Consider the following 25,132-nt stretch of genomic DNA (forward strand, 5'->3'; position numbering starts at 1 on the left):
AACAGACTTCTTATTTTAGTGGATGCAAAGTTAAGAGATTAGATGAAGGAACTATTGTTGCAATATGCTAAATATAATGTGTGGGCCAATAAGCGGCTCATAGAGGTAATAACCAAGCTGGAGGCAGAGCATAGCGAAAAGGAGATCGTTAGCAGTTTCCCGTCTGTTAATGCTACCGCAATGCATATATGGTGCGCAGAGGCGATCTGGCTTCAGCGATTAAACCTGGTGGAACAGCCGGTATGGATGGAGAATGTATTTACGGGAAGCTTTGAGGAAGCTCTTATCGAATGGATAAAAACATCTGAGGGGTTGGTCGCATTTGTAGAAAAGCAATTCGACGACCGAGGATTTGAGCACGTATTACAGTATTACAATCTTCAGAAACGGCCCATGAAGCTGTCTGTGTTTACTGTGCTCACCCATGCGCTCAACCATTCGAGCTACCATAGAGGACAATTGGTGACTATGCTTCGGCAGCTAGGTGTAACCAAGATGCCTTCTCTCGATCTGGTTCAATACGTGGGGTAAATAAAAAAAGAGTTCAATTACGAACTCTTTTTTGCGTCATTGTCCCGGCATTCTCTATTGTCCGGCATCATCTTTATCCCTCGAGTTAGGTTTCCTGCCCTTTTTGTTGTTGTGGTCCTTATAGCCTGCATCCTTGCGCTCGCGGCTATCCAGGTTGTCACGTATCTCGGGCTTAGGTATGTTTACCTTGCCCTGCTTACTTTGCTTATTCCCGGCATTCCTTGCGTTCTTCATAACATTCTCTTTTTCTCAGTAATAGAGGGTAAAAAACGATGCCTCGAAATGCAAATAGCCGGCTCACGCCGGCTATTTTAACATATAGGATATCGTCCTTATTTTACTTCTTCATACTCAGCATCAGCTACGCCGCCGTCGTTGTTGTTGCCGGCAGTTTGCTGGCCTCCGCCTTCGGCGCCGCCACCTTGCTGTTGTGCATTGTAGATGTGCTGGCTGGCAGCTTGCCATGCAGCGTTCAGTTCTTCCATGGCTTTGTCGATACCAGCGATGTCTTCTGCTTTGTGCGCTTCTTTCAGTTTAGCCACTGCGCTTTCAATTACTGATTTTTGGTCAGCAGGTATCTTGTCGCCGTAGTCTTTCAATTGTTTTTCTGAGTTGAAGACAAGACCATCCGCCATATTCAACTTTTCAACGCGCTCACGCACTTGTTTATCTGACTCCTCGTTGGCTTTAGCCTCGTTCTTCATCTTTTCGATCTCTTCTTTGCTCAGACCGCTACCTGCTTCGATACGGATGTTTTGTTGTTTGCCAGTGCCTTTGTCTTTAGCAGTCACGTGCAGGATACCATTCGCATCGATGTCGAAGATCACTTCTACTTGCGGAACACCACGAGGAGCTGGTGGGATGCCATCGAGGATGAAACGTCCCAGAGATTTGTTGTCTTTAGCCATCGGGCGTTCACCTTGTATCACGTTGATCTCAACGCTTGGCTGGTTGTCGCTGGCAGTAGAGAACACTTCACTCTTCTTAGTAGGGATCGTAGTGTTTGACTCGATCAGTTTGGTCATCACACCACCCATAGTTTCGATACCGAGTGACAGCGGAGTAACGTCGAGCAGCAGTACGTCTTTCACGTCGCCGGTCAATACACCACCCTGGATAGCAGCACCAATTGCTACTACTTCGTCAGGGTTCACACCTTTGTGTGGTTTCTTACCGAAGAATTTTTCTACTACTTCCTGAACCTTAGGGATACGAGTAGAACCACCCACCAGGATCACTTCGTCTATTTCGCTGGTGTTCATGCCTGCGTCTTTCAGCGCTTTGCGGCATGGTTCCAGGGTACGCTCTACCAGGCTGTCTGCCAGTTGTTCAAACTTAGCACGGCTCAGTTTACGCACCAGGTGTTTAGGCACACCATCAACAGCAGTGATGTAAGGCAGGTTGATCTCTGTTTCCTGGGAAGAAGACAGTTCGATCTTAGCTTTTTCAGCAGCTTCTTTCAAACGCTGCCATGCCATTGGGTCTTTGTGCAGATCTACTGCTTCGTCTTTCTTGAACTCTTCAGACAGCCAGTCCATGATCACTTTATCGAAGTCATCGCCACCGAGGTGAGTATCACCGTTGGTAGATTTTACTTCGAATACGCCATCACCCAGTTCCAGTACAGAGATATCAAAAGTACCACCACCAAGGTCGAATACAGCGATCTTACTGTCTTTGTGTTGCTTGTCCAGGCCATAAGCCAGGGCTGCAGCCGTTGGTTCGTTGATGATACGACGAACATTCAGGCCCGCGATCTCACCAGCTTCTTTAGTCGCCTGGCGTTGGGCATCGTTGAAGTAAGCCGGAACGGTGATCACCGCTTCGTTTACTTCCTGGCCCAGGAACTCTTCGGCTGTTTTCTTCATTTTTTGAAGAACCATGGCTGAGATCTCCTGTGGCGTATACATACGACCTTCAATATCCACGCGCGGGGTATTGTTATCGCCTTTTATGATCTTGTACGAGTGGTGCGTCATCTCACTGCCAACTTCGTCGAAGCGGCGACCCATATAACGCTTGATAGACATGATGGTATTCATAGGGTTGGTGATAGCCTGGCGTTTTGCCGGGTCACCTACTTTACGCTCACCATTCTTCAAAAATGCTACTACCGAAGGGGTGGTACGCCTTCCTTCGTCGTTAGCGATAACTACCGGCTCGTTACCTTCCATTACGGCAACGCACGAGTTGGTAGTTCCTAAGTCAATTCCAATTATTTTTCCCATAGTATCAGTTATTTCAAAATGTTTTAAGATTGCTCTTTTTTTATGTCAATACATGTGCCAGTGGGGGTTTTTCTGAAATATTGGCAGGAAAACTGACAGGGGTAAAACAAAACAGCCTTTAATGCTGACATTAAAGGCTGTACGTATTTGAGAATTATTTGCTTACTGTGCTCTGCCCTTGATCTTCAATGGTGCAGTTATGTCATTTTTGATCAGCGAGTCTATGGTAGGATCGGTTAGCCTTGCATTCTCATATATCCTGAATGAGCGCGATCCGATCAGGCCGAGAGCATCCTGGCTGGCCATATTGGTGTAGTTAGGCTTGATCTGGTCGCCGGTGAGGCCGCCGCTTTGCGCGCTGTTGATGGCCTCGTAATTTGCCAACTCTAAACTACCAGCATATACAGAAACCTCCACTAAGCCAAGATAACGCTCAACATTTGCGGGTGGCAGTCCGATAGCGTCACGGAGGAATGAATAAAAGCTTTTATTGGCGGTCTCCAAAACGAAAGTCGTAGTTTGGAAACTACCGTTGGTGATCTTTGCCGGGATGAACATTTCTACGTACCTGTTTGTCTCTGAGCCGTCAAGGGCATTTTTGTCGATGTAATTAAAACGCATCTTGCCCTGGAATTTTACGCCGTTCAATGGTTTTGTACCGCTGAGATTCCATACGTGGCTCGCTGTTGTTCTTGAAAAATCAATCTCGTATTTGCTGGCTGAGAACGCGGAGATATAAAATTTGTCGGTACCCTTGCTGGTATCTGTATTAATTGTGCGGAAGAATTGCGAAGTATCGATCTTGCCACTGTTAAGGTTGGTGACGATGAGACGATATTTTGCAAATGGGGTTAACGTCTCTTTGAACTTATAACCATAGTTGGGAGACGTGAAAAAGCCCTGGCTGTTTGCTGCGGGGTCTTTCTGATTACCTTCCAGGTTCATGTCAACCTTGTTAAGGGCAAACTCACGGATCAACTTATCTGCGGTAGTATATTCCTGAACCTTTACAGCAATATTTGGAAAATAACTGGAATCCGGGACCTTGGACATTTCAATGGCACTTTTATTCTCATCCAGAAATGCTTTCTGAATGCGTACGTAGTGCGCGGTGTCTAATGGGTCTATGATACCATACACCAACATAATATCCTTATACGGAGCAGCTACTTCAAAATCTTTTTCACACCCGCTAAGGGCAATAAGGGCTGTCAGCCCTAATAGAAAGAATCTTTTCATGTTATATATAATCGGAAAAGGCAAACAAAGATAAGTTTTTAGGTCAAAGTTTGACCCACCTTTACAAAAGCTTTGGCAATTATGACATATTCCGGACAGTTGCTCCGGCTTTGATATGGATTGTCGGTAAAAAAGCTCAGCGGGGGCCGCTTCTTTAAGTATCTTGCAGGCATGGGATCGTATAGTATCGGCGAAGCTGTCAACCTACTGCTGGAGCGTTCGAATTGGAAAGGTAAGGTGACAGAATTGCGCCTGCGCCAGGAGTGGGAGCAAATAGTGGGCAAAACCATAAGCCGCTATACCCGCAATATGTACCTGAATGACGGGGTGCTGACGGTCTACACCGATATCGCCGGCCTGAAACAGGAACTGTTTTATGGCAAGCAGCAGCTAGTTCAACGCATCAACGAATACCTGGGCGAAACTGCTATTAGAGATATTATCGTAAAATAACTACATATGAAAACGCTGGAAGACTACAACATAGACCTGGGGGTCCTTTTCAAACACCAGGAACTTATTGATGTGCCATCTGTGGTAGACTCTGTAAAAGAGACATGGGCCAACCGTACGCTGACACAGGTAAACGATAGTGTAGTGCGTCTCGGTATGGTGGAGGGTGAATTCCACTGGCATAAGCACGATAACGACGACGAGTTCTTCTTTGTGTTAAGTGGCAGGTTATTTATCGATCTGGAAGACCGGACGATAGAGCTGGGACCTAATCAGGGAACTACGATCAGTAAGGGTGTGATGCACCGTCCGCGTGCGCCTCATAAGACAGTGATGCTGATGGTAGAGACCAGCAACATAATGCCTACCGGGGACTAAGTTTTTTGCCGTCCCAGGCATAGCTTTTCTTCTTCTTTGTTGTTTTAAAGACAGGCTCACCGTTTTTCTTGAGTTTTTCGGTGGCTTCGGCTTCTTCGGACGTCCAGGTAACAATGCCGGGTTTGCCGCCTTTGTCTGCGGGAAATGTGAATTGTTCTGTGTAATAGTATACGCCCGCGTCACCTACTTCGTACAGCTTTGGAAGTGCGTAGAGTTCCTTCCCATTCCACGTGTGCATGAATGTATGAGTGCCTACGCCACAGGCTCCCCCGCCGATACTGATAGCTGGTATCTGCTTTACATTTTCAAGTCTCTTGCCATCCGATATTGCTGTAGACACATAGTCCCCTCCTTCGCCGGCGTCAACTCGGAACGCAGACTCCGCAACCTTGCTCGAATTTATTACGACTTTCAATTTGGCATCGTACCAACGCATGGTGTAGTTGCCATACTCAGACGCAGTGTCTTTTGATAACTTTCTTTCTAAGCCATAGATAAACTTAGTATCGCCACGTCGTAGCCGGCCGAAAGACAGGAGAGTCCTCCACATGTATCCCGTCTTTTCAGATCCATTTCTATTGTAGCTCAGTTTTACCCAGGGAGCAGTAATGCCTCTTACGGTAGCTACTGCTGATGTTGTATGCAGCACGAGTACGTTGTCCCCCACCTGCAAACTGTCGAGAATAGCAGAGTTGAGTGATGTATCGGCACGTATATAAGCTGTCTCTGCGAATACGTAATGTTCAGTAGAGTCCCTAATATCCCACGTGCCGTAGTATTCCTGGCCGCTGCAATAGGCACAAAAAAATAATGCAGCTAATGTCGAGATCAATCTGTTCATAGCTGCATTATTAAAGCAATTTATAAGCCAACCTAGTTGCTCAGGCTGCGGAAGTCCACCGGTACCAGTTTACTTACACCGGCCTCCTGCATGGTCACACCGTATATCACGTCCACAGCAGCCATTGTCTGCTTGTTGTGGGTTACGATGATGAACTGCGAGTTGTTAGAGAACTGGCGAATCATCTGTGTAAATTTACCAACGTTCGCATCATCGAGTGGGGCATCCACCTCATCTAGGATACAGAACGGAGCCGGCTTGATCAGGTAGATGGCGAACAGGAACGCCGTTGATGTCAGCGTTTTTTCACCACCCGACAGCTGTGTCAGTGTGCTCGGTTTTTTACCTTTTGGCTGAGCATAGATCTCGATGCCGCTTTCTGCCACATTCTCCGGATCTGTCAGGCGCAGGTCGCAATTGTCTTCTGCTGTGAACAGCGCCTTAAATACCTCTACGAAGTTCTCGCGAACCTTGTCGAATGTCTCTTTGAACTTGGAATTCGCTGTCAGCTCTACTTCTTCAATGGTAGCTAGCAGAGATGTTTTAGCTTCAACCAGGTCATTCTTCTGTTCTACAATGAAGTCGTGACGCGCCTTCATCTCCGTATAGGCTTCGATGGCGGTTGGGTTTACCTCACCCATATTCTCGAGGCGCTTCTTCATGCGCTCGGCTTCGGCGTTCAGTTCGTCCACACCTAGGGTGCCAGTACGTGCCTGGTCGAGTATTTCGTCGAGGTTTACTTTGAATTCAACGCTCAGGCGCTCTTTCATCCCCGCCAGCTGCAGCTTCATTTCGCTCAGCTTGTCTTTGATGCCGTTCAGCAGTGTTTCAGCCTGTTCTTTTTCGCGACGTTTCTGGTTCAGTGCACTTTCCTGTGTCGAAATGGTGTTACGCATTTCATAGTACAGGCGGTCTTTTTCGTTCAGTTCTTTCTCTTCGGTCTCTTTACGCGTCAGCAATTCATACAACTCGTTATCGCCTGCATGCAGCTGCGTTTCTGTTTCAGACAGCTGTCCGGCTATTTGTTGCAGTTGCTCGCTGTTGGTAGCTATCTGGCGTTTCAGATCATTCAGCTGGTTGCTGCGGAAACTTAGTTCCTGCTTTAATCCTTCCAGCTTGCTTTGCTGGCGGGTGTACTGGATGTTCTGGTTGTTGTATTGCTGCGTAGCCATGTTGAATTCCTGCTCTACAGCCTGGAATTCGCCTTCGGCTTGTTGTATGTTTTGTTGCAGCGATTGCAGTTCGTCGTTTATGTTCTCGAGTTCGGCACGCGTATCTGCAATGCTTTCCTGCGTATGCTCAAGTTGATCCTGCAAATCGGCAAGGCGTTGTTCGCCGGTCTGGTTCAGGTGTTCGAAGTTCTCGATACGGTTGCCCAGGTTGGCTACGTGGTTTTGCAGGCGGTTGATGTCCTGGCGTGTTTGCTCGATGGCTTTATCATTCAGCTCCTGGTTGAAGCCAGTTATCAATACCTGTGTATCAGATATTTTCTGCTTCAGTTCGGCAGTGATGGCTGTGAGGTCTTCAATCTCTTTAGCGAGGCGCTCCAGGTTTTTGGCACGACCTATCTTATTGCCTTCAAACAGGCCGATAGAACCACCACCCAGCGTGTATTTGCCGCGGACCATCTTACCGCTCTTCTCCACTATTACATTGCCGTTCAGCATTTCCTGGCCAACCAGGTTGCCTTCACTTTCGGCAATGTATACATGGCCCAGCAGATGTTGGGCCAACGGTTTGTACTGCTCGTCTACGTTCACCACGCTCAGGGCGGGTATTAAGCCTTCAGGTGTGTTATGTTCTGCAGCGGTGTATTGTTGAAATTTATCGAGGATAAAGAAGTTGGCTTTACCTTTTTTGTTTGACTCCAGCAGGTGTACTGCTTTTGCAGCTTCGTCTATATTATTTACTAAGTAGTAGTTCAGGTAGCTATCTAGCAGGTTTTCCAGCGCTGTGCGGTATTCATTTTGCACAACAAATACGTCTGACAGTAGCGGCGCTTCACTGTTCCATTCTTTGTTCTTCTTCAGGAACTTGATAGAATCCGGATAACCTTCCAGGCTTTCTACCAGCGATTTCAACAGGTCGTGCTCGTTGCGGCGAGAATCCAGTTTACGGTTCTCGTCTACCAGCTGCGCACGCAGGCTTTCTACTTGTTCCTGGCTTTGCAGGATCTTGCCTTTCACTTCTTCGTGGCGGGTAACGAGGTCTTGCAGTTCGTCTTGTTTGTCCTGCAGCTGTCCTTCTGTATCTGTACGTTCGTTGGTCAGTTGTGTGATCTGGCTGCTACGTTGCGCACTTTCTTCCTGCACCTGCTGCATGCTGCGTTGCACGTTCATTACAGAGGTGTCAGCAATAGCCACTTTCTTCTCTGCGTCGAATTGGCCGCGTTGTTTTTGTTGGTATTGGGAGCGGAGTTGTTCCAATACTTTTTTCTTCTCATCGAAGCCTTCACGCTTTTCATCAACCATCGTACGCAATGTCTCCAACTGGTCGCGAAGCGCTTCCATGCTGCCGGTTTCTTCTTCTATCTGCGTTTCGGCAAACTGGATAGATTCTTCCAGGCTTTGCAGCTGCATGCCAGCGCCCGACAGGAACTCGCCCAGGCTTCTTTCACGGTCTTTCAGGTGTTCCAGGCGTTGTGCGGCAAGCTTCTTATCGCTTTCCAACTGGCGTACGCGGTTTATCAGTTCGTTGAACTGCTTTTGCAAGCCGTTCAGCTCCTGCTCTTTCTCAATGAGCTTCACTTTCTGCTGCTCTACCGATGCTTCTTCGGTAGCCACGACTGCTTCCAGCTGTGTCCTACGGTCGGTCTCGCGGTCGTTCTGCTCGTGCAGTTCTTTATACTGGTCATTGAAATGCTCCAAAGAAGCTTTGGCCAGCTCAATGCTTACTTCTTTATATTCCCCTTTTATCTGGAAGTAGCGTTCAGCTTTCTTGGCCTGGCTTTCCAGCGTACGCAGGTTATTGCTGATCTCGAACAGCAGATCTTCGATACGCGCCAGGTCCTGCTCGGTAGCATCCAGCTTTTGCTTAGCTTCCTTTTTACGTGTCTTATATATAGAGATACCAGCAGCCTGCTCCAACATACGGCGGCGGCTGTTGTCCTTATCTTTAATGATATCATCCACCATGCCCAGCTCGATGATCGCGTATGAGTCATTGCTCACACCGGTATCGAGGAAGAGGTTATGAATATCTTTCAGACGGCAGGTAACATCGTTCAGACGGTACTCGCTCTCGCCGTTCTTATAGAACTTACGGGTGATGGTCACCGTAGTGAACTCGGTAGGGAGCAGGTTACGGGTATTCTCAAAGGTGAGCGATACCTCGGCCATGCCCGAACCGGAACGGGTACGGGAACCGTTGAAAATGAGGTCCTCCAGGTTATCAGAACGGAGCGACTTGATCTTGTGCTCACCGATTACCCAGCGGATAGCATCCACGATATTAGATTTACCACAACCATTAGGGCCTACAATGCCGGTAATGGGGTGATCCAGTAACACATGGGTTTTGTCTGCAAAAGACTTAAACCCTTTAATTTCCAACGACTTTAGCTTCAAAACACGGAGATTTTTTGGGGGAAAACAAAAATATACAAATTGCCGGGTTGGCCAAGAAAAGGGCTGGTTTGCCCATCAGTTGTGGGAAATTGGGGTATTAATTAACATCATTTCCCTTGTACGAATTGTCATTTTGTGTATTATGTTGTCTTTTGTTGTCGATTTTGACGTTCGCACCAAGATGACATATTTACTTTTTGACTCTGGGTTGATGTTTCTATTAGCAACTTTCGATTTTTTGAAGCCTTATCACCTAACAGCATTTTCCCGCGTTTTCTCGTCAGGTATGTAGGCAGCTTTAGGCAAAGCTGCTATCTATAGCAAATTTACGAAGAAAAGTATGATTAATGTAAATTATAATGACCGCATTTGTCGGCGGAGGCTTGTTGAAAAGCTTTTAAGGGCGTTCACGGCATCTGCGTGCGTTACTAACATCGTTTCTGCGGTCTGCTTCCATGGAGAGTCAACGAGGTAATTTCCCTCGACGTATTCAAATGTTAGTATAGGGACATCATAGTCCATGGTCTCATAGATCAGGGGAACCGTGGGGTCTGAGTTTAAATTCTGCAGCCAAGCATCAATTGTGTTGGCGAGCTCTAATAAAAGAATCTCGTTTTCAGAAAAGAATAAATTGTTTCCTATGTATATCCGTAGCTCTCCTTCCACAAAAGCAGCGGCATATTTCAGGTGTTGTTCGGTAGGTAGCTCAATTATTTCGAACTCAATATTCATAAATTGCTGTGGGAAATTTTCTCTCTACTGTATATGCGACAGGTCACTCTGTTTTAGCTCTATGCCATTATTGTCGGCATACGACTTCTGGGCGTCGTGCAGGGCATTGAGTTTTACCTGCTCTTCTTTCGAGCTGTTGACAAGATCGGTATAGGCCGCGCTGACGCGCTGCTTGTTGGTGGTATCAGAGAACTCTTCAAAGGCCTTCATTTTCTGGATGATGACATCGCGTTCAAACTGGAGGTAGTCCAGCTCGGCGGTGCGCAGCTGCTCAGACCCGCCAATGTCTTTCATGTCAGCTACATCATCTATGCTTTGTTCTATATAGTCCTGTACTTCCTGTCGCGCGGCAGGAAGCTGGCTGTAGTCACCGGAGTTGAAGGCTATTTTAAATTCCTCTCCCCAAGCCTGCCCTTTGTAAAACAGCGAGTCATTTATGGTGGTCAGCTCGTTGTTCAGGCCAATAATATCCTGCTGCTTATCGGCGCAGGAGGCAAGTAAAACAACAGCGAGCGCAATTGCAGCTAGTCGATAAAACATTGAACCTTTGATTCTCCAAATATAGCTGAAATAACGAATTGACGAGTAGTATGATGCCGCCCTGGCATATACTTCGCCTCGCCAGCTGTGTTACTTCTTAAAATATTCTGTTATTTGACCTCTAATGCACTGATAAACGAAACATTAGCATAGAATTCTCTTTATGGCCTTTCCCGTACCTTTGTGCCCTCAAGACGAATTTAATGGGTAAAATAGCCATCAATATAGCCACAGGCAGCCTGCAGCAGGCTGAGACGATAGTAGGAATAGACCTCGGTACAACCAATAGCCTGATCGCTATTGTGCGCGAAGACACCAGGCAGCCGATAGCTCTCCGCGAAATAGACGGGTTGACGCTGGTGCCATCTATTGTTCACTTTGACCGCAATAGCAGTGCTATGGTAGGGAACGAGGCCAAAGAGTTGCTGATAGATGAACCGGAGCGTACTATCTATTCTGTAAAACGCCTGATGGGTAAGTCTTACAAAGATGTAGGCCACGACTCAAGCTTCTTTGCCTATAATATTATAGACGACGATACAGATTCACTTGTGAAGATCCAGGTGGGCGACAAGTTCTATTCGCCAATTGAGCTGTCATCTTACATATTGAAAGAATTGAAGCATAGGGCAGAACATATATTGAAGACGCCGGTAAACAAAGCGGTGATCACCGTTCCTGCTTACTTTAACGATGCACAAAGACAGGCGACCCGTGATGCCGGACGCCTGGCCGGTCTGGATGTCCTCCGCATAGTGAATGAGCCAACGGCAGCCAGCCTGGCGTATGGCCTTGGTGTAAAACCTGAGGAGGAAAAGACTATAGCTGTGTACGATCTGGGCGGTGGCACATTCGATATTTCCGTTCTGAAGATCACTAATGGCATCTTCGAAGTACTGTCTACCAACGGTGATACTTACCTGGGTGGTGACGATATGGACAAGGCTGTAGTAAAACATTGGGTGGCAGAGCTCGGCATCAGTAATGCAGAATTTGACGGCAATAAATCGCTGGCACAGGCGCTAAGGCTGACAGCTGAGGAAGCTAAAAAGCATTTGAGCAGCAACGACAGTTTCGAAGGAGAAATTGACGGCCGCAAAGTAAGAATCACAAAAGCGAAATTCAACGAACTGGTACAACCGCTGGTAGATCGCACGCTTACAGCCTGTAAGAATGCCCTGCGTGATGCTAAACTGGAAACAAAAGATATAGATGCGGTAGTAATGGTAGGCGGTTCAACCCGCGTGCCGTTGGTAAAAGAAAGCGTACGCGATTTCTTCGGTAAAGAAGTGTTTGACCAATTAAACCCTGACGAAGTGGTAGCATTGGGAGCAGCCGTGCAGGCCGATATATTGGCTGGTAAAAACACAGACATGCTCCTGCTGGATGTTACACCACTCAGCCTGGGTATTGAAACCATGGGCGGACTGATGGATGTGCTGATACCACGTAACAGTAAGATACCCACAAAGGCGGGTCGTCAATATACTACACATAAAGATGGGCAAAGCGGTATGCGCATCTCTGTTTACCAGGGCGAACGCGACCTGGTGCAGGATAACCGTAAACTGGCTGAGTTCAATCTTACCGGAATACCTGCTATGCCAGCCGGACTGCCTAAAGTAGAGGTGACCTTCTTGATAGACGCCGACGGTATCCTGAAAGTAAGTGCTACAGAACTGCGCAGCGGTGTAGCGCAAACCATAGATGTGAAACCACAATACGGCCTAACGGATGAAGAGGTTGAACGCATGCTGATGGATTCATTGACGCACGCAAAGAGCGATATGCAAACGCGCGCCCTGGTTGAAGCCAGCACCGAAGCTGAACAAATGCTGGAGACAACGATGAAGTTTATCAATAAGCACCGTGAGCTGCTGAGTGGCGAAGAAATGGAAGCTACTGAGCTGCAGATGAAGCGTCTGAAAGCCGCGATAGCGGCAAAGGATAAAGACCTGGTGCAGAAAGAGACCGAGTTGTTGAATGACATATCCCGTCCGTTCGCCGAGCGCGTGATGGATGCAGCGCTGAAAGATGCGATGAAAGGAAAGAAGATCGTTTAGTCGACTTGATATAACTTGAACAAGCCTCCGGAAATGGGGGCTTGTTGTTTTTAGGAATAATAATAATTAACCGCATTGTGATGCTAAAAACGGCTTAACTTAGTAGTGCGTTCATTTCTGATATGTACCACCGGGTAGCCCTTGCGCTTTTCCTTATTCTCTTTGTTTCCTGTAGCAGCAGGCAACAAAAGCGACACTCATTTTATTACTGGAAACTGGATAACTACGGTCGAATAGATAGTGCTGAGGTCCGTAAAATAGACAGTATGGGTGTAGAACACTTCTACATTCACATGATGGATGTGGATTGGAGCGAGGTTCGCAAGATGCCCGTGCCTATCAATACTACAGGTAATGTTGACGCGTATGCAACTAGGACGTATACGCCTGTTGTATTTATCACCAATAGGGTATTTGAGCAGATGCCTGACAACTGGTGTGATACGCTGGCGCGAAAAATAAAATTCAAGCTGGCACTGGAAACAGCCAACATTGGCTCCAATAGCATGTATGACAGTATTAGCCAGCGAATGAAACGCATGAAAGTTGAATGGTACGATTCGACATATCAACGCAAATACGATTCGGTAAGTAAAGCGTATAAGAATGAAATGTTGGAGCGCCGTTTGAAAGGTATACAGGTAGACTGCGACTGGACAGCCAAGACAAAGGATAAATACTTTCGTTTTCTAAGGGAGTTGCGTAAGCAACTACCCGGTATGGAACTGTCGGCGACGGTAAGGTTGTATCCTTATAAGTACCGTAAAAAAATGGGTGTGCCGCCCGTTGACCGCGTGGTGCTAATGTGTTATAACCTTGGCGGTATTACGACCCCTCAAACAGTCAACTCGGTTTTCGATCTGAAAGAATTGGAAAAGTACCTCGAGGTGAAAGATTATCCTTTGCCCATGGAGATCGCATTACCCGTATTTGGCTGGTATGCCTGGTTTCGCGGACCGCAATTCAAAGGTGTCATCTATGAAACACCGGAGCTGGTTGCTGCAGGAGCGTTCTCCAAACGGGAGCAAAACAATAGTCTTGTAATAAGAGATACCGTTGTTCAGAACAGATACCTACGCGAAGGCGACATTTTACGCATGGAGTATCCAAATGCAAATGAAGTGGAGCAAGCTGCTGCTTTAATAACACGGAAGATCCCTAATTATAGGGGCATCGTATTTTATCATTGGCACCTGCCATCAGTAAAGCGATATGAAAACGCTATTCAAAATATTTATCGCGCTTATTAGCGTTGTGCTGCTGACTACTATGCCGGAGCGCACGCATAGTTGCGGGCCGAGCCTGGAGACAGATGAAGTGCGGCTTGCCCTCTTCAGGCCTGAGATGATCGGGGATGATGCATTGACGGGCTTCGGGTATACACATGATTACCTTAATGGTGGTCCATCAGTCGGGAACGATTATAAGCTGAATTGTGAAGAATGGCGCACATTTACCCGAGGGGAGGCCAGCGTCGGGGATATCTACCAGGTACAGTACGAAACAAAACCCGACGTGTTTCTATACGCATACAATACCGGCGACTGGTCAGACTTTACAGACAATACATTTGCACGATGGCTCACGCGAAAGCAAAACAAAGAAGCTTTAGAGTATATGGCGATTGCCAAGCGCATAGAGTTTGATCAGATGGACCGTAATGATGACCCATGGGATGATGGGGGTAAAAGTGGACATGCGGATATGGTAGGTTACATGGAGCTGACGGAGAAGCTTGAGAAGCCATTGCCGGAATTTTTGAGGCAGCGTTATGCTTTTCAGGCGGTAAAGGTTGTTTATTACTTGAATCATAGTGTAACACCTTTTAATCATGACAGCACGCTGATATCGATCTATGATAAATATTTGAAAGGCAAAAAGACTATTGTGTCAGATTGGGGGATGCTGTATTATGCTTTTGCACAACCTACCGGAACATTGCAAAATCTTTATTTGTTACGCACTTTCGATAGAAGTGATGAGAAAAAACATTATGCGTATCAATGGTTGGATTCGGAGGGTGTTGATAGTCTGGCGACCTATGTGACGACAAAAGAAGATAGGCTAATGGTAGACGTGATAAAGACCATCAGAACACCCGATAGAGCTCTTGAAAAAATTGGCAAGATCTATACAGCCGATCCTGGTAACAAATATTTGCCTTTGCTGATTACCCGTGAGATAAATAAGCTGGAAGACTGGATATGGTCGCCAGAAGTGCTCGGATTTAGCCCGGAACCCAAAGTCAATGCATTTGAAAAACAATCGCATATACGTAAATCCAGGAATGGTGACTGGGAAGCAGACACCAACTATGCCTATTATCTCGACAAAAATCTTCGTAAAGACCGCGCTTATCTAACCGAAGTGCAAGAGTATTTGAAATACATGCTTGCACATGGTGGTGCAGATCGAAACTTTCTGCGGATGAGCATTGCGCATCTTTCCAACATGAACGGTGATTACGCGGCTGCCAACAGTTATTTGTCGCAGGTTAGTAAAACGGGTAGGGCAGTTTATGACAAGCAGGTAGCTATTGATCGTTTGATCAGCCTGATGCACACAGCAGATATCACGCATCCTGCCGGCAAACAAAAAGTATTTGACCTGTTGCAATACCTGAAGAATGCCGGCGTCGGAATGAAACCTTATGAAGACGGATATTACTGGGCAAAAGAGCCCGATGACGATCTGAATGAATTGCTGGTAATGCTCAGTAAGCGTTACCGCGCGCATGGGGATATAGTTACGGCTGCATTGCTGATGCAAAAGGCACGGATCAATGTTAATGAGTACACCGGCTATCTTGGCAGTGACAGCATTACCTATGTCCGCCTTGCATACTTCGACCGGTACGGCACTACAAATGACATTGACAGTTTGCTGGCATTTAGAAACAAAAGCAACAAGACTGCTTTTGAACAATACATAGCTGAAGAAATAGCAGCGCCGGTAGACTTTTATCTCGATCTGAAAGGAACGATGCTTATCCGCGAAAAGAAATTTCGTGAGGCGCTGACGGTGTTTAACCAGATCAACGATAGTTTTTGGGCACAGAACTATGAATACGAAAGCTACCTACCTAAAATGTATATAGGCAGCGTAGGTACATACATTTCCGGTGTATTGGGACCGCGCAAGCAGTATGCCTATACCAGCAAGAAACTTATCATCAAGGATGTTGTTGCAATAGAAGACGCACTAGCTTCTGCTGTAACCACCGAAAATAAGGCGAGACAAACCTTTTTATTGGCCAATGTATATTTTAACCTGACCTGGGGTGGCAAAGGATGGATGATGTATAGCTACGGAAAATCCAGTCGCGGTGCGTGGGGGGTAAATTATGATTGGGTGAGCTACAACTTCATTTCAAACGACAAGCAAAAAATGAGAGCTTTCTATAACTACGCGGATGCAATGGAGATGTACCGTCGTGCACTCAGTACGACAAAAGATAATGAGCTTGAAGCGCAATGTCTCCTAATGCTCGGCTACTGCGATAAATATGGAGGTAGCAGAAGAAAGGAAATGAAGGGGATAGAATACTATGGCAATGACGACGATTATAAATCGCCTTATTATCGTTCATTCGCCAGCAAGTACGAACACACCCGCACGTATTATTGGGCAGTCGGTTGTCCCGATGTGCAATAAATAAAAAAGCCCTCCGGTCATTTGGTTGCAGGATATAACACCGGAGGGGTTTTGTCTATCTGTAGGAATACAGTTTCTTTATTTGGATAACCGGGTATCGCCGGTTTTAATTATGTACTTAGCCATTGCCAGCTCTCCGCTTCTCATCTTCAGCACCACCGTTTCTGCGACGTACAGGAGCTACCGATTTCTTGCCAAAGCGATACGTCAGTGCTACAGTTACTTGTCTCGTGTCCCGTTCTGCTACAAAATCTTCCTGGTAGCCGCTATATGTGGAGGTAGCACTCGGGTAGCCTTTCCAGAAGATATCCTGCACATTTAGCCTGGCAGTGAACGCCTTATCCCGGAAGTTCTTTTGCAGGCCGGCATTCAGCATCCAGTTTGGGTTCACATCCATATACGCATACAATTGTTGTGCCTGGTAAAACAGGCCCAATTCTGCAGATAAGTCCCATGGCAGGATGAAGGTGTTGTTGGTATAGATGTCAAAAGTGGGGCGTCCGGCATTCAGGCTGGTGTTAGCGATGTTGCCTTCATAGCGGGCATAGTACACATTCACGTTGGTGACATTGGTCCACCATTTAGTGATCTCGGGAGAATAAGAACCCGACACGCCGTAGAAGACCATGCGGTCGAGGTTCTTGTTGGTTTGCACGGTGACAGAATCTTCATCATCACTGGGTTGTATCACTTCGGTGATCACATTGGTGGTGATGCTGTGTGTGAAAGTGGTGATGAATTTCTGGTTGTACGTATGCGATAGTTCAAAGTTGTACGATGACGCAGGTTGCAAATATGGGTAACCTCCATGGTAGGTGGTGCGATCAATGAAACGCTTGAATGGGTTGAGCTGTTGGTAATCAGGGCGCTGTATACGGCGGCTAACGGTGATGCCGACATCGTGTTTCTCAGTTACATGTCGCTGTACGGCCAGGCTTGGGAATAGTTGCGTATAATTGGTGTCGTATTTCTGGTCAGTTACTTTCTGTTCCCATTCGGCATTCGTATTTTCCAAGCGCAGACCCAATTGTGTGCTCCATTTTGTCCAGTCTTTTTTGAAGTTGGTATATGCTGCATTGATGTTCTCGTTGTAAATGAAGTGATTGCTGCGTTTGGTGTCCAATACATATAGGCCATTGATCTGCTCATAAAACAATGGTTCGTTGTCTGCCGTCACATAACTTGCTTTTACGCCTGCGTCGAAGCTGGCGCTGTTTCTCAACGGATTTGAGTAATCTGCCTTTAACGACCGTATCTGTGTTACCCCTGACAGGTTGCTCTTCATCAGGTATGAAGGCATATACATGTTGCCATCGGGTGACAAGTATTCCGTTACGAAATTTTGATTGCTCTGATTGCCGAAGGCTCCATAGTCGACATCCACGCTCAGTTCCTTTCCGGAGGTATCGAACGTATGACGCAGATTTGCATTGCCGGCGTAATTGAAGAACATATTAGTATGACGGCCAGTGGTATTGAAATAGTACATGATGGCATCGTTCTGATCCAGCGCCTTTGAGCGGTTGTCAGCTTTCGGGTTAAAATGGTTGGTGATGCCACTGCCGCTGAAACCAACTGTTGTGTTTTTCGAAAGACTATAGTCCATACCGAACGACCCAACATGATTCTTGAAGTCGAAGACTGTGTAGTTATCCTGCAGGTAGGTAAATAGCTTTTTGCTCAGCTCAGCTCCGGCAGTATCGTAAAAACGCCTGTTCAGCATCAGGTGGTTGTACCAATAACGATATGCATAACTATAGTTGACATACAGGCTCACTTTTTTGTTGCGGTAGTTGAGGTTGATACCGCTATTTGTTTTAGGATAGATTCCTTGTGCATAAGAGGCATTGATAGAGCCGCTCCAGCCAATGCGCTGGTTCCTTTTGGTGCGTATGTTGATGATGCCACCCGTTCCCGCAGCATCATAACGCGCACCGGGGTTACTTATAAGCTCTATCCTGTCAATGGAATTGCTGGGCATACTTTTCAGCATATTGGCCAGGTCTGTTCCGTTCATGTGGGTGATCTTTCCATCTATCATGATAGTAACGCCGGGCTTACCTTTCAGACTAATGTTGTCGTTCTGGTCGACACGTACGCCGGGCGAACGGGCGAGTACTTCCAGTGCGGATGAGCCTGCGTTTACAATGCTGCTTTCTACATTCACCACTATCTTATTGGCTTCTATTTCTATCAGCGGCTTTTGTCCTCTTATAGCTACTTCCTTGAGTGTGCCGGATTTAGGTTGTAAAACAACCTCGGGTATGTTTAGATTATTGCCTGCTATGGTGATCTTTTCTGAGCTGAATGTTTCATATCCGTGAAATGTGATCTTTACGATGTAGCTGCCGTCTTCCAGCGATTCAATTGTGTATAGTCCATTGTCGTTGGTCAGGTCGGCTTTAACCAGCGTGTTGCCTTCTGCTTTGAGTATCACCACATTGGCCGCAGCCAGAGGTTTGCCATCGCTGTCAGTTACTTTGCCGGTAATGTTGCCAGATTTTGCCAATGCAGGAAACTCGAGAATGATCATTGATAGTATGGCTAGTAGAAGACTTTTCATAGCGACCGATTTATGCTCAAATGTATTTCCGCCAATCATTGAAGCCTTCACCCAACGCGGGTGATTTGCATTTTTTGGCACCCCCCGAAAAGGGTGATTTATATATTGAGCTGTACAAATCCACAAAGAATCTGCATTTTGATGAGCAGGAATTGCCTTGGCATCAAAATTTTAAAAGAACTAATTTCACTACTGTAATGAGTGGCAATTATTTGAAGCAATCTATATATCGTGTGCTTGTAGTTATGGCCGTGCTGGTATTGCCGGCTGTTGCGCACGCGCAACGTTTCCCCTTTTTTAATCTGAACGTGGAGAACGGCCTGATACAATCGCAGGCCACCAGCATGGTGCAGGACAGATATGGTCACCTGTGGATAGGTACGCTGGGTGGACTCTCGCGTTACGATGGCAAAGGCTTCGTGAATTACTCTGTGCGCGACGGGATGCTGAATAATACCGTGAATACCCTGGCGACGGACAAAGACGGAAATCTGTGGATAGGCGGGCCAAAGGGATTGAGCGAATTCAATGGTAAGCGATTCAAGCATTATATTTTCGAGTCTCCTGATAATGTGGCCTCGTCAACAGTCAGCGAGATCAAGATATCCGACGATAATACAGTTTGGTTTCGGGCTGCCGGGAGGTTATACGGAATTATTAAAGGGAAAGTAAAGTACTTTCAGCTGCCCGACAGAAACGCTGCTACTACAGCCATACAGCCTGATGGCAAAACGCTATGGGTTGCAAAATCACCGGGTGTTATTTACAGGTTGCTCAATAACAAATGGGACAGTACTGCCTTCGCTGAACCCGGTATGACCGTCCAGCCTACTGCATACGAGATATTCAGAGATAGCCATAAGCAAATATGGTTCACCACCAACGCAGGGTTGTATCAATTAAAGGGCGGACGTCCAGTAGTAGTTTCCTATCATGGAACACCCACATATTTTTTGCCGCCAGTAGGCTCGATAGCTGAATCACGCACCGGCGATCTGTGGCTTGGAACGAATTCGGGCGCCATACGCATTAGAGATAGTGCAGTGCAGTTCTATAATAAACGTAACGGTTTAAGCGACAATTCTATTTCTGCTATTATGACCGATGCGGAAGGCAATGTTTGGCTGGCATCGGACGGACAGGGCGTGTTTCGCTTTTCCGGTAGTTTCTTTACTGTCCTGGACGAGGGTATGGGATTGCCGAGTGCACAGGTAATGAGCATAGCAGCTACCAGCAACGAGCGCCTTTATATTGGCACGTATGATGCGGGCTTGTTCCTTTATCAAAACGGCACGGTTTACGCTATTGAGCTGCCATTGAAACCAGCACCCGCCATTACTGCCATCAAAACACGCCAGGGAAAGAAAGGAAGCGAACTGTGGTTTGGTACACGAGGGGCAGGGTTATGGAAATACAATGGAGCAACTTTCAGTTCGTTTGGCGTGCCTACATTACCGTCCAATTCCGTTACTGCATTATACACTGATACCGGCAACAGATTGTATATAGGTTTTGTCAACGGGGCCATGTTCTTCAATGGGGTGAACTTCTACAGCCTTGGGCTCCGGAATACGTCGGTTATGGATTTTAAACTGATAGGTGAAGACAGCCTGTTGCTGGCAACCACCGATGGTATAAAACTCTGGCACGACAGCACGGTTACAGATTTTGTTACTAAAACGATTGCTGATAATGTAGCTGCACAATGCTTCGCTTTGCGCGGTGATGAGTTGTGGATAGGATCGAGCGATAACGGCATAGCTGTATACAACCTGAAGACAAAGAAAGCTTTCGTCATCAATAAGAACGATGGACTTCAATCTGATTTTATCTACAACATTGTTACCGACAACGACAACAACGTGTGGGTAGGTACCGGTTATGGTATCCATAAGATATCGATAAAACAGGGTAAACCCGTGATATCCTTCTATGGTAAGAACCAGGGGGTAGCTGGTATGGAAAGTAACCACAATGCCGTGCAAAAGATGCCTGACGGCAGTATCTGGTTCGGTACTACCAACGGCGCACTCCATTACAAACCACAATCAAGGATAATCACGCCAAGACCTCTGAGCGTAGTGCTACAATCGGTTAAGGTGTTTGGTGAGAACATCATTGACAGCACCTACTACACGAGCAAGGATCATTGGTATGGAGTGCCACAGCGTTTAAGACTTCCACCAAATAAGAACAATGTCACCTTTACTTTCCAGGCCATATCTATGAGTGGTCTCGAACAGGTGCGTTATCGTTATAAAATGGACGGACTGGATGCCCCGTGGTCTGAATGGTCGGCGGAGAATACGGTTACCTTCTCGGCGTTGCCTCCCGGCAACTATACCCTGCACGTGGCTGCAGTAGCCGGTGATAGTGAGATCAAAGAGTTGAAGTATTCCTTCGAGATCATCACGCCATTCCATAAAACAGGGTGGTTCAAGTTGGCGGTATTAGTGGCCTGCATACTGCTGGGTGTGCTGATACAATATATAGTGAACAGACGTAAACAAAACAGGCTGGCATTGATGGAAAGACTGCGTAGAGAAGAACAGGCAAAGGTCCGCCAGCGTACTGCTGAAGATTTTCACGATGAGATAGGGAATAAGCTTACCAGAATCAATGTACTGACCAATGTGCTGCGCGAGAAGATCCCGAATCCAACTTCTGATACTAAGCGGATCCTGGAACAGATACAGGAAAATACCGGTCAGCTGTATAGTGGTACACGTGATATTTTATGGTCGCTGAAACCAACGAACGATAACCTGTACGAAATACTGCACCGCGTCCGTGACTTTGGTGTTGAACTATTCCAGGACACAGATATTGATTTCATCTTCATTGGCACTGACGAGCGTTGGAAGCGCTACAAGTTGCCACTGGACATGAGCCGCAACCTGATCATGATATTTAAAGAGGCGTTGAATAATGCCCTTAAATATTCGGACGCTAAGCAGGTGAAGCTAGAGGCCTTCCTCAAAGATGACAACGTATTGCAGATGGTGCTGACCGACAACGGCAAAGGTTTCGATATCCATAATTTCAAAAAGGGTCACGGTATCGACAACATGAAAGTGCGGGCCAAGCGTGTTCATGGTATCCTGTATATGGATTCGAGGCCGGAGAAGGGAACCATAATCAACCTCAACTTCAGGCTGCCACCGAAGGATAAATAGCGGTTTTGCCCATATGGTAAAAATAACTTCAATAGGGTGAGCTAAATATGCCCAACTAGCTGGAACTTTAATGTATGAGCAGAGACCTGGACATTCGAGTATGCATCATAGAAGATGACGAGACCATCCGTGAAGGATATTCTTACCTGATAGGCAATACAGCAGGTTATAAAGTTGTCGGAGCTTATCCATCGTACGAAGATGCAGCAAAGAGGATAACACACGACGACCCGGATGTGATACTGCTGGATGTGGAGCTGCCAGGTATATCAGGTGTAGATGCGATCCCAAAGCTCAAGAAGCTGGTGCCTGATGTTTATATCCTCATTCTTACCGTATACGAGCAGGATATGCTCATCTTCCGCGCACTGGGCAATGGTGCCTCGGGCTACCTCACCAAGAACACACCGCACGAAAAGATCATCAGTGCTATACAGGAGGTGATGGAAGGTGGTGGGCCTATGAGCGCGCACATCGCACGTATGGTTATCCACTCGTTCCAGCGCAATGAGCAATCGCCCCTAACACGTCGGGAAACTGAGATATTGGAACAGATAGCTACTGGCAAAAGCCGTAAACGCATTGCTCAGGAGTTGTTTATCGATCTGGAGACAGTGAAGTCGCACATCAAGAACATCTACCACAAACTAAACGTCCACTCGAAGGCCGACGCTATCAAAACAGCTAAAGACAACAAGTTCATCTAGTGAAGGAAAATTACGGCTGCTTATAACCGTATCAGGCATTTCCATCTCTTGGTCATAATTGCTGAGCTATTTTTGCAGCTCAAATTCACCAATTGCAGGATACCAATAACGGGCAACCCCGGCTAGACCGGGCCTTGACACTAACCCAGGCTACGGCTATCAATATGATAGACATGGTGGGGATAGGGCCATTTATTACCATCTCCTTCGTGGTGGGATTGATGCAGGGGCCTGTTTGCATACTGGCCTGGGTACTTGGTGCACTGCTGGCATATATGGATGGCTTGGTGTGGGCGGAGATGGGTGCTAAATGGCCTGAGGCGGGCGGTAGTTATGTGTTCTTGCAGCGGTTGTTTGGAGGACGGTTGGGCAAATTGATGGCATTCCTGTTCATCTGGCAAACGACCATACAAGCTCCGCTGGTGGTAGCAAGTGGTGCTATCGGTTTTTCTGGATACCTGGAATACCTGATACCGTTGGGTTTCTATGGTAAGAAGATCGTGAGCGGTGCATTGGTGATCTTGTTAGTTGCACTGCTGTACCGGGATATCAAGAGCATTGGTAAGATATCTGTGCTGCTTTGGATCATCACGGGCGGCACTATACTCTGGCTTATTTTCTCGGCATACGGACAGTTCAATGCTGCACAGGCATTTGACTGGCACCTCGATAGCAACATGCTGTCTGCGGCTTTCTTTGTAGCGCTGGGTCAGGCATCTTTGAAATCCGTATACTCTTACCTCGGCTACTATAACGTATGTCACCTTGGGGCAGAGATCAAACAGCCGGAGCGTAATATTCCAAGAGCCATCTTCATCTCGATAACCGGTATAGCCATTCTCTACATCAGTATGCAGATTGCCGTACTTGGTGTATTGCCGTGGCAAGAGATAGCGGCTTCGGAGTTTGTAGTGAGCACCTATTTCGAACGCATCTATAATCACACCGCCGGGCAGGTAGCCACTGTACTGATATTGTGCATTGCGCTGGCTTCGCTGTTCTCGGTGATACTCGGGTATTCGCGCATACCGTATGCAGCTGCCAAGAATGGCGACTTCTTCAAAGTGTTTGCAAGGGTACACCCGAGGCTGCACTTCCCACATATTTCATTGCTGGCATTGGGTGGGTTAGCCTTTGTATTCAGCCTGCTGTTCAAAATGAAGGAGGTCATTACAGCAATCATCTCCATGCGGATACTCATCCAGTTTGTGTCGCAAGCTGTTGGTGTGATCGCATGGCATTATAGTCGTCCTAAAGATGAGCGCCCGTTCAGAATGCTATTGTTTCCGATCCCGGCTATCATCAGCATCATCATTTGGCTGTTCATACTATTCACCAGCGAGTGGCAGTACATCTTATTTGCCATAGGCATTATTGTTATAGGCATCATATTGTTCAAGATCAAAGAGCGTTTCAGTGAAGCATAAGTTACTGTACATAATGGATCCGCTGTGCGGGTGGTGTTTTGGTTTCAGCCCGGTAGTACTCAAACTGCGCGACGAGTATAAAGACGTTTTCGATGTGAACGTCATCCCCGGCGGTATGATGATCGGTACACGAGTTGGACCTGCGTCTAATATGGCTAGCTACATCCTGACTGCCTATCAAAGGGTAGAGGATATGGCTGGCGTTAAGTTTGGTGAACCTTACCTTGACATGCTACGCGACGGTACTGAGATGCTGGATTCTGAGCCGCCTTGCCGGGCTATTCATACTTTCCAACAAGCTCATCCTTACCAGGCGCTCGATTTCGCCCACGAGCTGCAGCTCAAACAATTCCAGGAGGGCAAGAGTTTTAATGACCTCAATACCTACCGTGAACTGGCTACCCAGTTCTCAACCGATGCTGACCACCTTGTAAACCAGATGGAGACTGAAGAAGCACGCTACGGTACCCGAGGTGATTTTCAATGGGTGCAGTCTGCAGGCATTACAGGTTTCCCCTTGCCTGGTGCTGCAAAAAGGTGAGGAATACTTCCTTATAGGCCGCGGTTTTGAGCCATATGACGGCGTAGTAGAAACGCTGGAAAGGGCCTTGAAATAAGGATTTTAACATAAGTATAGCCGTTTTACAAATAGGTGACCTAAATCACCTCTATTTTCCTGTGCTACAATGGGTTGTTAACTCTTTTTTTTCAAAAAAAATACCATCTTTGTATAGTTCCCATTATTGATAACATTTTAAACACCCCCGGCCAGGATAGTGGCAGTATGTCTATGACGTTTACAAGCCGAGATCTGAATCAGTTTATAAACAAGTCTTTGCAGTTGATGGAAGAGTTCCTGCACAAAGCAGTACCTGCGGTAAGTCAAAAACGCATGGTACCTCGCTGGCGCAACCTGGGCAGGCCGATAACGCCTTACCATTTTATGCAGCCTGTGCTAGTTCCGGTAAAGAAGAACAACAGAGCATAACTGAAATACAGAGAGAAAGAAAAGAGCTTTAAGGCGTACCGTCGGG

Annotated in this window: 19 protein-coding genes; 11 read left to right on the forward strand and 8 right to left on the reverse strand. The window is 46.8% G+C overall.

The annotated features are described in order from the left end of the window. Positions 1 to 42 precede the first annotated feature (42 nt). Complete coding sequence (locus P2W83_RS10190; RefSeq protein ID WP_276133619.1) at positions 43 to 531, forward strand: DinB family protein; 489 nt, start codon at positions 43 to 45, stop codon at positions 529 to 531. A gap of 54 nt (positions 532 to 585) precedes the next feature. Here P2W83_RS10190 and P2W83_RS10195 read toward each other — a convergent pair whose 3' ends face one another. The 3 genes from P2W83_RS10195 to P2W83_RS10205 form a co-directional block, all read right to left on the reverse strand. Further along, positions 586 to 765, reverse strand: a complete 180-nt coding sequence (locus P2W83_RS10195) for a hypothetical protein (RefSeq protein ID WP_276133620.1) — start codon at positions 763 to 765, stop codon at positions 586 to 588. Positions 766 to 863: 98 nt separating this feature from the next. After that, positions 864 to 2,759, reverse strand: a complete 1,896-nt coding sequence (gene dnaK, locus P2W83_RS10200) for a molecular chaperone DnaK (protein ID WP_276133621.1) — start codon at positions 2,757 to 2,759, stop codon at positions 864 to 866. Between the two features lie 162 nt (positions 2,760 to 2,921). After that, positions 2,922 to 3,998 (reverse strand): hypothetical protein, encoded by a 1,077-nt coding sequence (locus tag P2W83_RS10205; protein WP_276133622.1) that lies wholly within the window; start codon positions 3,996 to 3,998, stop codon positions 2,922 to 2,924. Between the two features lie 171 nt (positions 3,999 to 4,169). On the opposite strand from P2W83_RS10205, the gene P2W83_RS10210 reads away from it, so the two are divergent. Then, positions 4,170 to 4,451 carry a DciA family protein gene (locus P2W83_RS10210; protein ID WP_276133623.1) on the forward strand — a complete coding sequence of 94 codons (282 nt, stop codon included), beginning with the start codon at positions 4,170 to 4,172 and terminating at the stop codon, positions 4,449 to 4,451. A gap of 6 nt (positions 4,452 to 4,457) precedes the next feature. Further along, entirely contained in the window at positions 4,458 to 4,829 is a 372-nt protein-coding gene (locus P2W83_RS10215; RefSeq protein ID WP_276133624.1) for a cupin domain-containing protein, read from the forward strand. Here the strand turns inward: P2W83_RS10215 and P2W83_RS10220 are convergent. The 4 genes from P2W83_RS10220 to P2W83_RS10235 all read right to left on the reverse strand — a co-directional run bounded on the left by P2W83_RS10220 (position 4,816) and on the right by P2W83_RS10235 (position 10,508). Continuing rightward, on the reverse strand, positions 4,816 to 5,670 hold the full coding sequence (locus P2W83_RS10220) for a hypothetical protein (RefSeq protein WP_276133625.1): 855 nt from the start codon (positions 5,668 to 5,670) through the stop codon (positions 4,816 to 4,818). The genes P2W83_RS10215 and P2W83_RS10220 overlap by 14 nt on opposite strands. 32 nt (positions 5,671 to 5,702) lie before the next feature. Further along, complete coding sequence (smc, locus tag P2W83_RS10225) at positions 5,703 to 9,236, reverse strand: chromosome segregation protein SMC (RefSeq protein WP_276133626.1); 3,534 nt, start codon at positions 9,234 to 9,236, stop codon at positions 5,703 to 5,705. 354 nt (positions 9,237 to 9,590) lie between these two features. After that, positions 9,591 to 9,968 (reverse strand): DUF7878 domain-containing protein, encoded by a 378-nt coding sequence (locus P2W83_RS10230; protein WP_276133627.1) that lies wholly within the window; start codon positions 9,966 to 9,968, stop codon positions 9,591 to 9,593. A gap of 24 nt (positions 9,969 to 9,992) precedes the next feature. Next, positions 9,993 to 10,508 (reverse strand): hypothetical protein, encoded by a 516-nt coding sequence (locus tag P2W83_RS10235; protein ID WP_276133628.1) that lies wholly within the window; start codon positions 10,506 to 10,508, stop codon positions 9,993 to 9,995. 203 nt (positions 10,509 to 10,711) lie between these two features. Between P2W83_RS10235 and hscA the strand changes: the two genes are divergently transcribed. The 3 genes from hscA to P2W83_RS10250 all read left to right on the forward strand — a co-directional run bounded on the left by hscA (position 10,712) and on the right by P2W83_RS10250 (position 16,225). Continuing rightward, on the forward strand, positions 10,712 to 12,571 hold the full coding sequence (hscA, locus tag P2W83_RS10240) for a Fe-S protein assembly chaperone HscA (RefSeq protein WP_276133629.1): 1,860 nt from the start codon (positions 10,712 to 10,714) through the stop codon (positions 12,569 to 12,571). A gap of 122 nt (positions 12,572 to 12,693) precedes the next feature. Next, positions 12,694 to 13,821: a glycoside hydrolase family 18 protein gene (locus tag P2W83_RS10245; RefSeq protein WP_276133630.1), complete on the forward strand. Its 1,128-nt coding sequence runs from the start codon at positions 12,694 to 12,696 to the stop codon at positions 13,819 to 13,821. Then, on the forward strand, positions 13,784 to 16,225 hold the full coding sequence (locus P2W83_RS10250; RefSeq protein WP_276133631.1) for a hypothetical protein: 2,442 nt from the start codon (positions 13,784 to 13,786) through the stop codon (positions 16,223 to 16,225). The genes P2W83_RS10245 and P2W83_RS10250 overlap by 38 nt, the downstream gene beginning before the upstream one ends. Positions 16,226 to 16,343: 118 nt before the next feature. Here P2W83_RS10250 and P2W83_RS10255 read toward each other — a convergent pair whose 3' ends face one another. After that, positions 16,344 to 18,788: an outer membrane beta-barrel protein gene (locus P2W83_RS10255; protein ID WP_276133632.1), complete on the reverse strand. Its 2,445-nt coding sequence runs from the start codon at positions 18,786 to 18,788 to the stop codon at positions 16,344 to 16,346. A gap of 197 nt (positions 18,789 to 18,985) precedes the next feature. Here P2W83_RS10255 and P2W83_RS10260 point away from each other — a divergent pair, with 197 nt between their 5' ends. From P2W83_RS10260 to P2W83_RS10280, 5 genes are all read left to right on the forward strand, one after another. Further along, a complete protein-coding gene (locus P2W83_RS10260) occupies positions 18,986 to 21,964 on the forward strand; it encodes a ligand-binding sensor domain-containing protein (protein ID WP_276133633.1) in 2,979 nt (992 codons plus the stop codon). Between the two features lie 74 nt (positions 21,965 to 22,038). Next, positions 22,039 to 22,671: a response regulator gene (locus P2W83_RS10265; RefSeq protein WP_276133634.1), complete on the forward strand. Its 633-nt coding sequence runs from the start codon at positions 22,039 to 22,041 to the stop codon at positions 22,669 to 22,671. 92 nt (positions 22,672 to 22,763) lie between these two features. Then, positions 22,764 to 24,098, forward strand: a complete 1,335-nt coding sequence (locus P2W83_RS10270) for an APC family permease (RefSeq protein WP_276133635.1) — start codon at positions 22,764 to 22,766, stop codon at positions 24,096 to 24,098. Next, a complete protein-coding gene (locus P2W83_RS10275; RefSeq protein WP_276133636.1) occupies positions 24,088 to 24,639 on the forward strand; it encodes a DsbA family protein in 552 nt (183 codons plus the stop codon). Before P2W83_RS10270 ends, P2W83_RS10275 begins: the two co-directional genes overlap by 11 nt. Positions 24,640 to 24,942: 303 nt before the next feature. Then, complete coding sequence (locus P2W83_RS10280) at positions 24,943 to 25,086, forward strand: hypothetical protein (RefSeq protein ID WP_276133637.1); 144 nt, start codon at positions 24,943 to 24,945, stop codon at positions 25,084 to 25,086. Positions 25,087 to 25,132 lie beyond the last annotated feature (46 nt).

Origin of the sequence: Polluticoccus soli (genome assembly GCF_029269745.1) — a bacterium.
Taxonomy (GTDB): domain Bacteria; phylum Bacteroidota; class Bacteroidia; order Chitinophagales; family Chitinophagaceae; genus Polluticoccus; species Polluticoccus soli.

Coding starts and splice junctions, on each gene's coding strand:
- P2W83_RS10190 (WP_276133619.1), top strand. CDS start 43: ATGAAGGAACTATTGTTGCAATATGCTAAATATAATGTGTGGGCCAAT.
- P2W83_RS10195 (WP_276133620.1), bottom strand. CDS start 765: ATGAAGAACGCAAGGAATGCCGGGAATAAGCAAAGTAAGCAGGGCAAG.
- dnaK (WP_276133621.1), bottom strand. CDS start 2,759: ATGGGAAAAATAATTGGAATTGACTTAGGAACTACCAACTCGTGCGTT.
- P2W83_RS10205 (WP_276133622.1), bottom strand. CDS start 3,998: ATGAAAAGATTCTTTCTATTAGGGCTGACAGCCCTTATTGCCCTTAGC.
- P2W83_RS10210 (WP_276133623.1), top strand. CDS start 4,170: ATGGGATCGTATAGTATCGGCGAAGCTGTCAACCTACTGCTGGAGCGT.
- P2W83_RS10215 (WP_276133624.1), top strand. CDS start 4,458: ATGAAAACGCTGGAAGACTACAACATAGACCTGGGGGTCCTTTTCAAA.
- P2W83_RS10220 (WP_276133625.1), bottom strand. CDS start 5,670: ATGAACAGATTGATCTCGACATTAGCTGCATTATTTTTTTGTGCCTAT.
- P2W83_RS10230 (WP_276133627.1), bottom strand. CDS start 9,968: ATGAATATTGAGTTCGAAATAATTGAGCTACCTACCGAACAACACCTG.
- P2W83_RS10235 (WP_276133628.1), bottom strand. CDS start 10,508: ATGTTTTATCGACTAGCTGCAATTGCGCTCGCTGTTGTTTTACTTGCC.
- hscA (WP_276133629.1), top strand. CDS start 10,712: ATGGGTAAAATAGCCATCAATATAGCCACAGGCAGCCTGCAGCAGGCT.
- P2W83_RS10245 (WP_276133630.1), top strand. CDS start 12,694: ATGTACCACCGGGTAGCCCTTGCGCTTTTCCTTATTCTCTTTGTTTCC.
- P2W83_RS10250 (WP_276133631.1), top strand. CDS start 13,784: ATGAAAACGCTATTCAAAATATTTATCGCGCTTATTAGCGTTGTGCTG.
- P2W83_RS10255 (WP_276133632.1), bottom strand. CDS start 18,788: ATGAAAAGTCTTCTACTAGCCATACTATCAATGATCATTCTCGAGTTT.
- P2W83_RS10260 (WP_276133633.1), top strand. CDS start 18,986: ATGAGTGGCAATTATTTGAAGCAATCTATATATCGTGTGCTTGTAGTT.
- P2W83_RS10265 (WP_276133634.1), top strand. CDS start 22,039: ATGAGCAGAGACCTGGACATTCGAGTATGCATCATAGAAGATGACGAG.
- P2W83_RS10280 (WP_276133637.1), top strand. CDS start 24,943: ATGGAAGAGTTCCTGCACAAAGCAGTACCTGCGGTAAGTCAAAAACGC.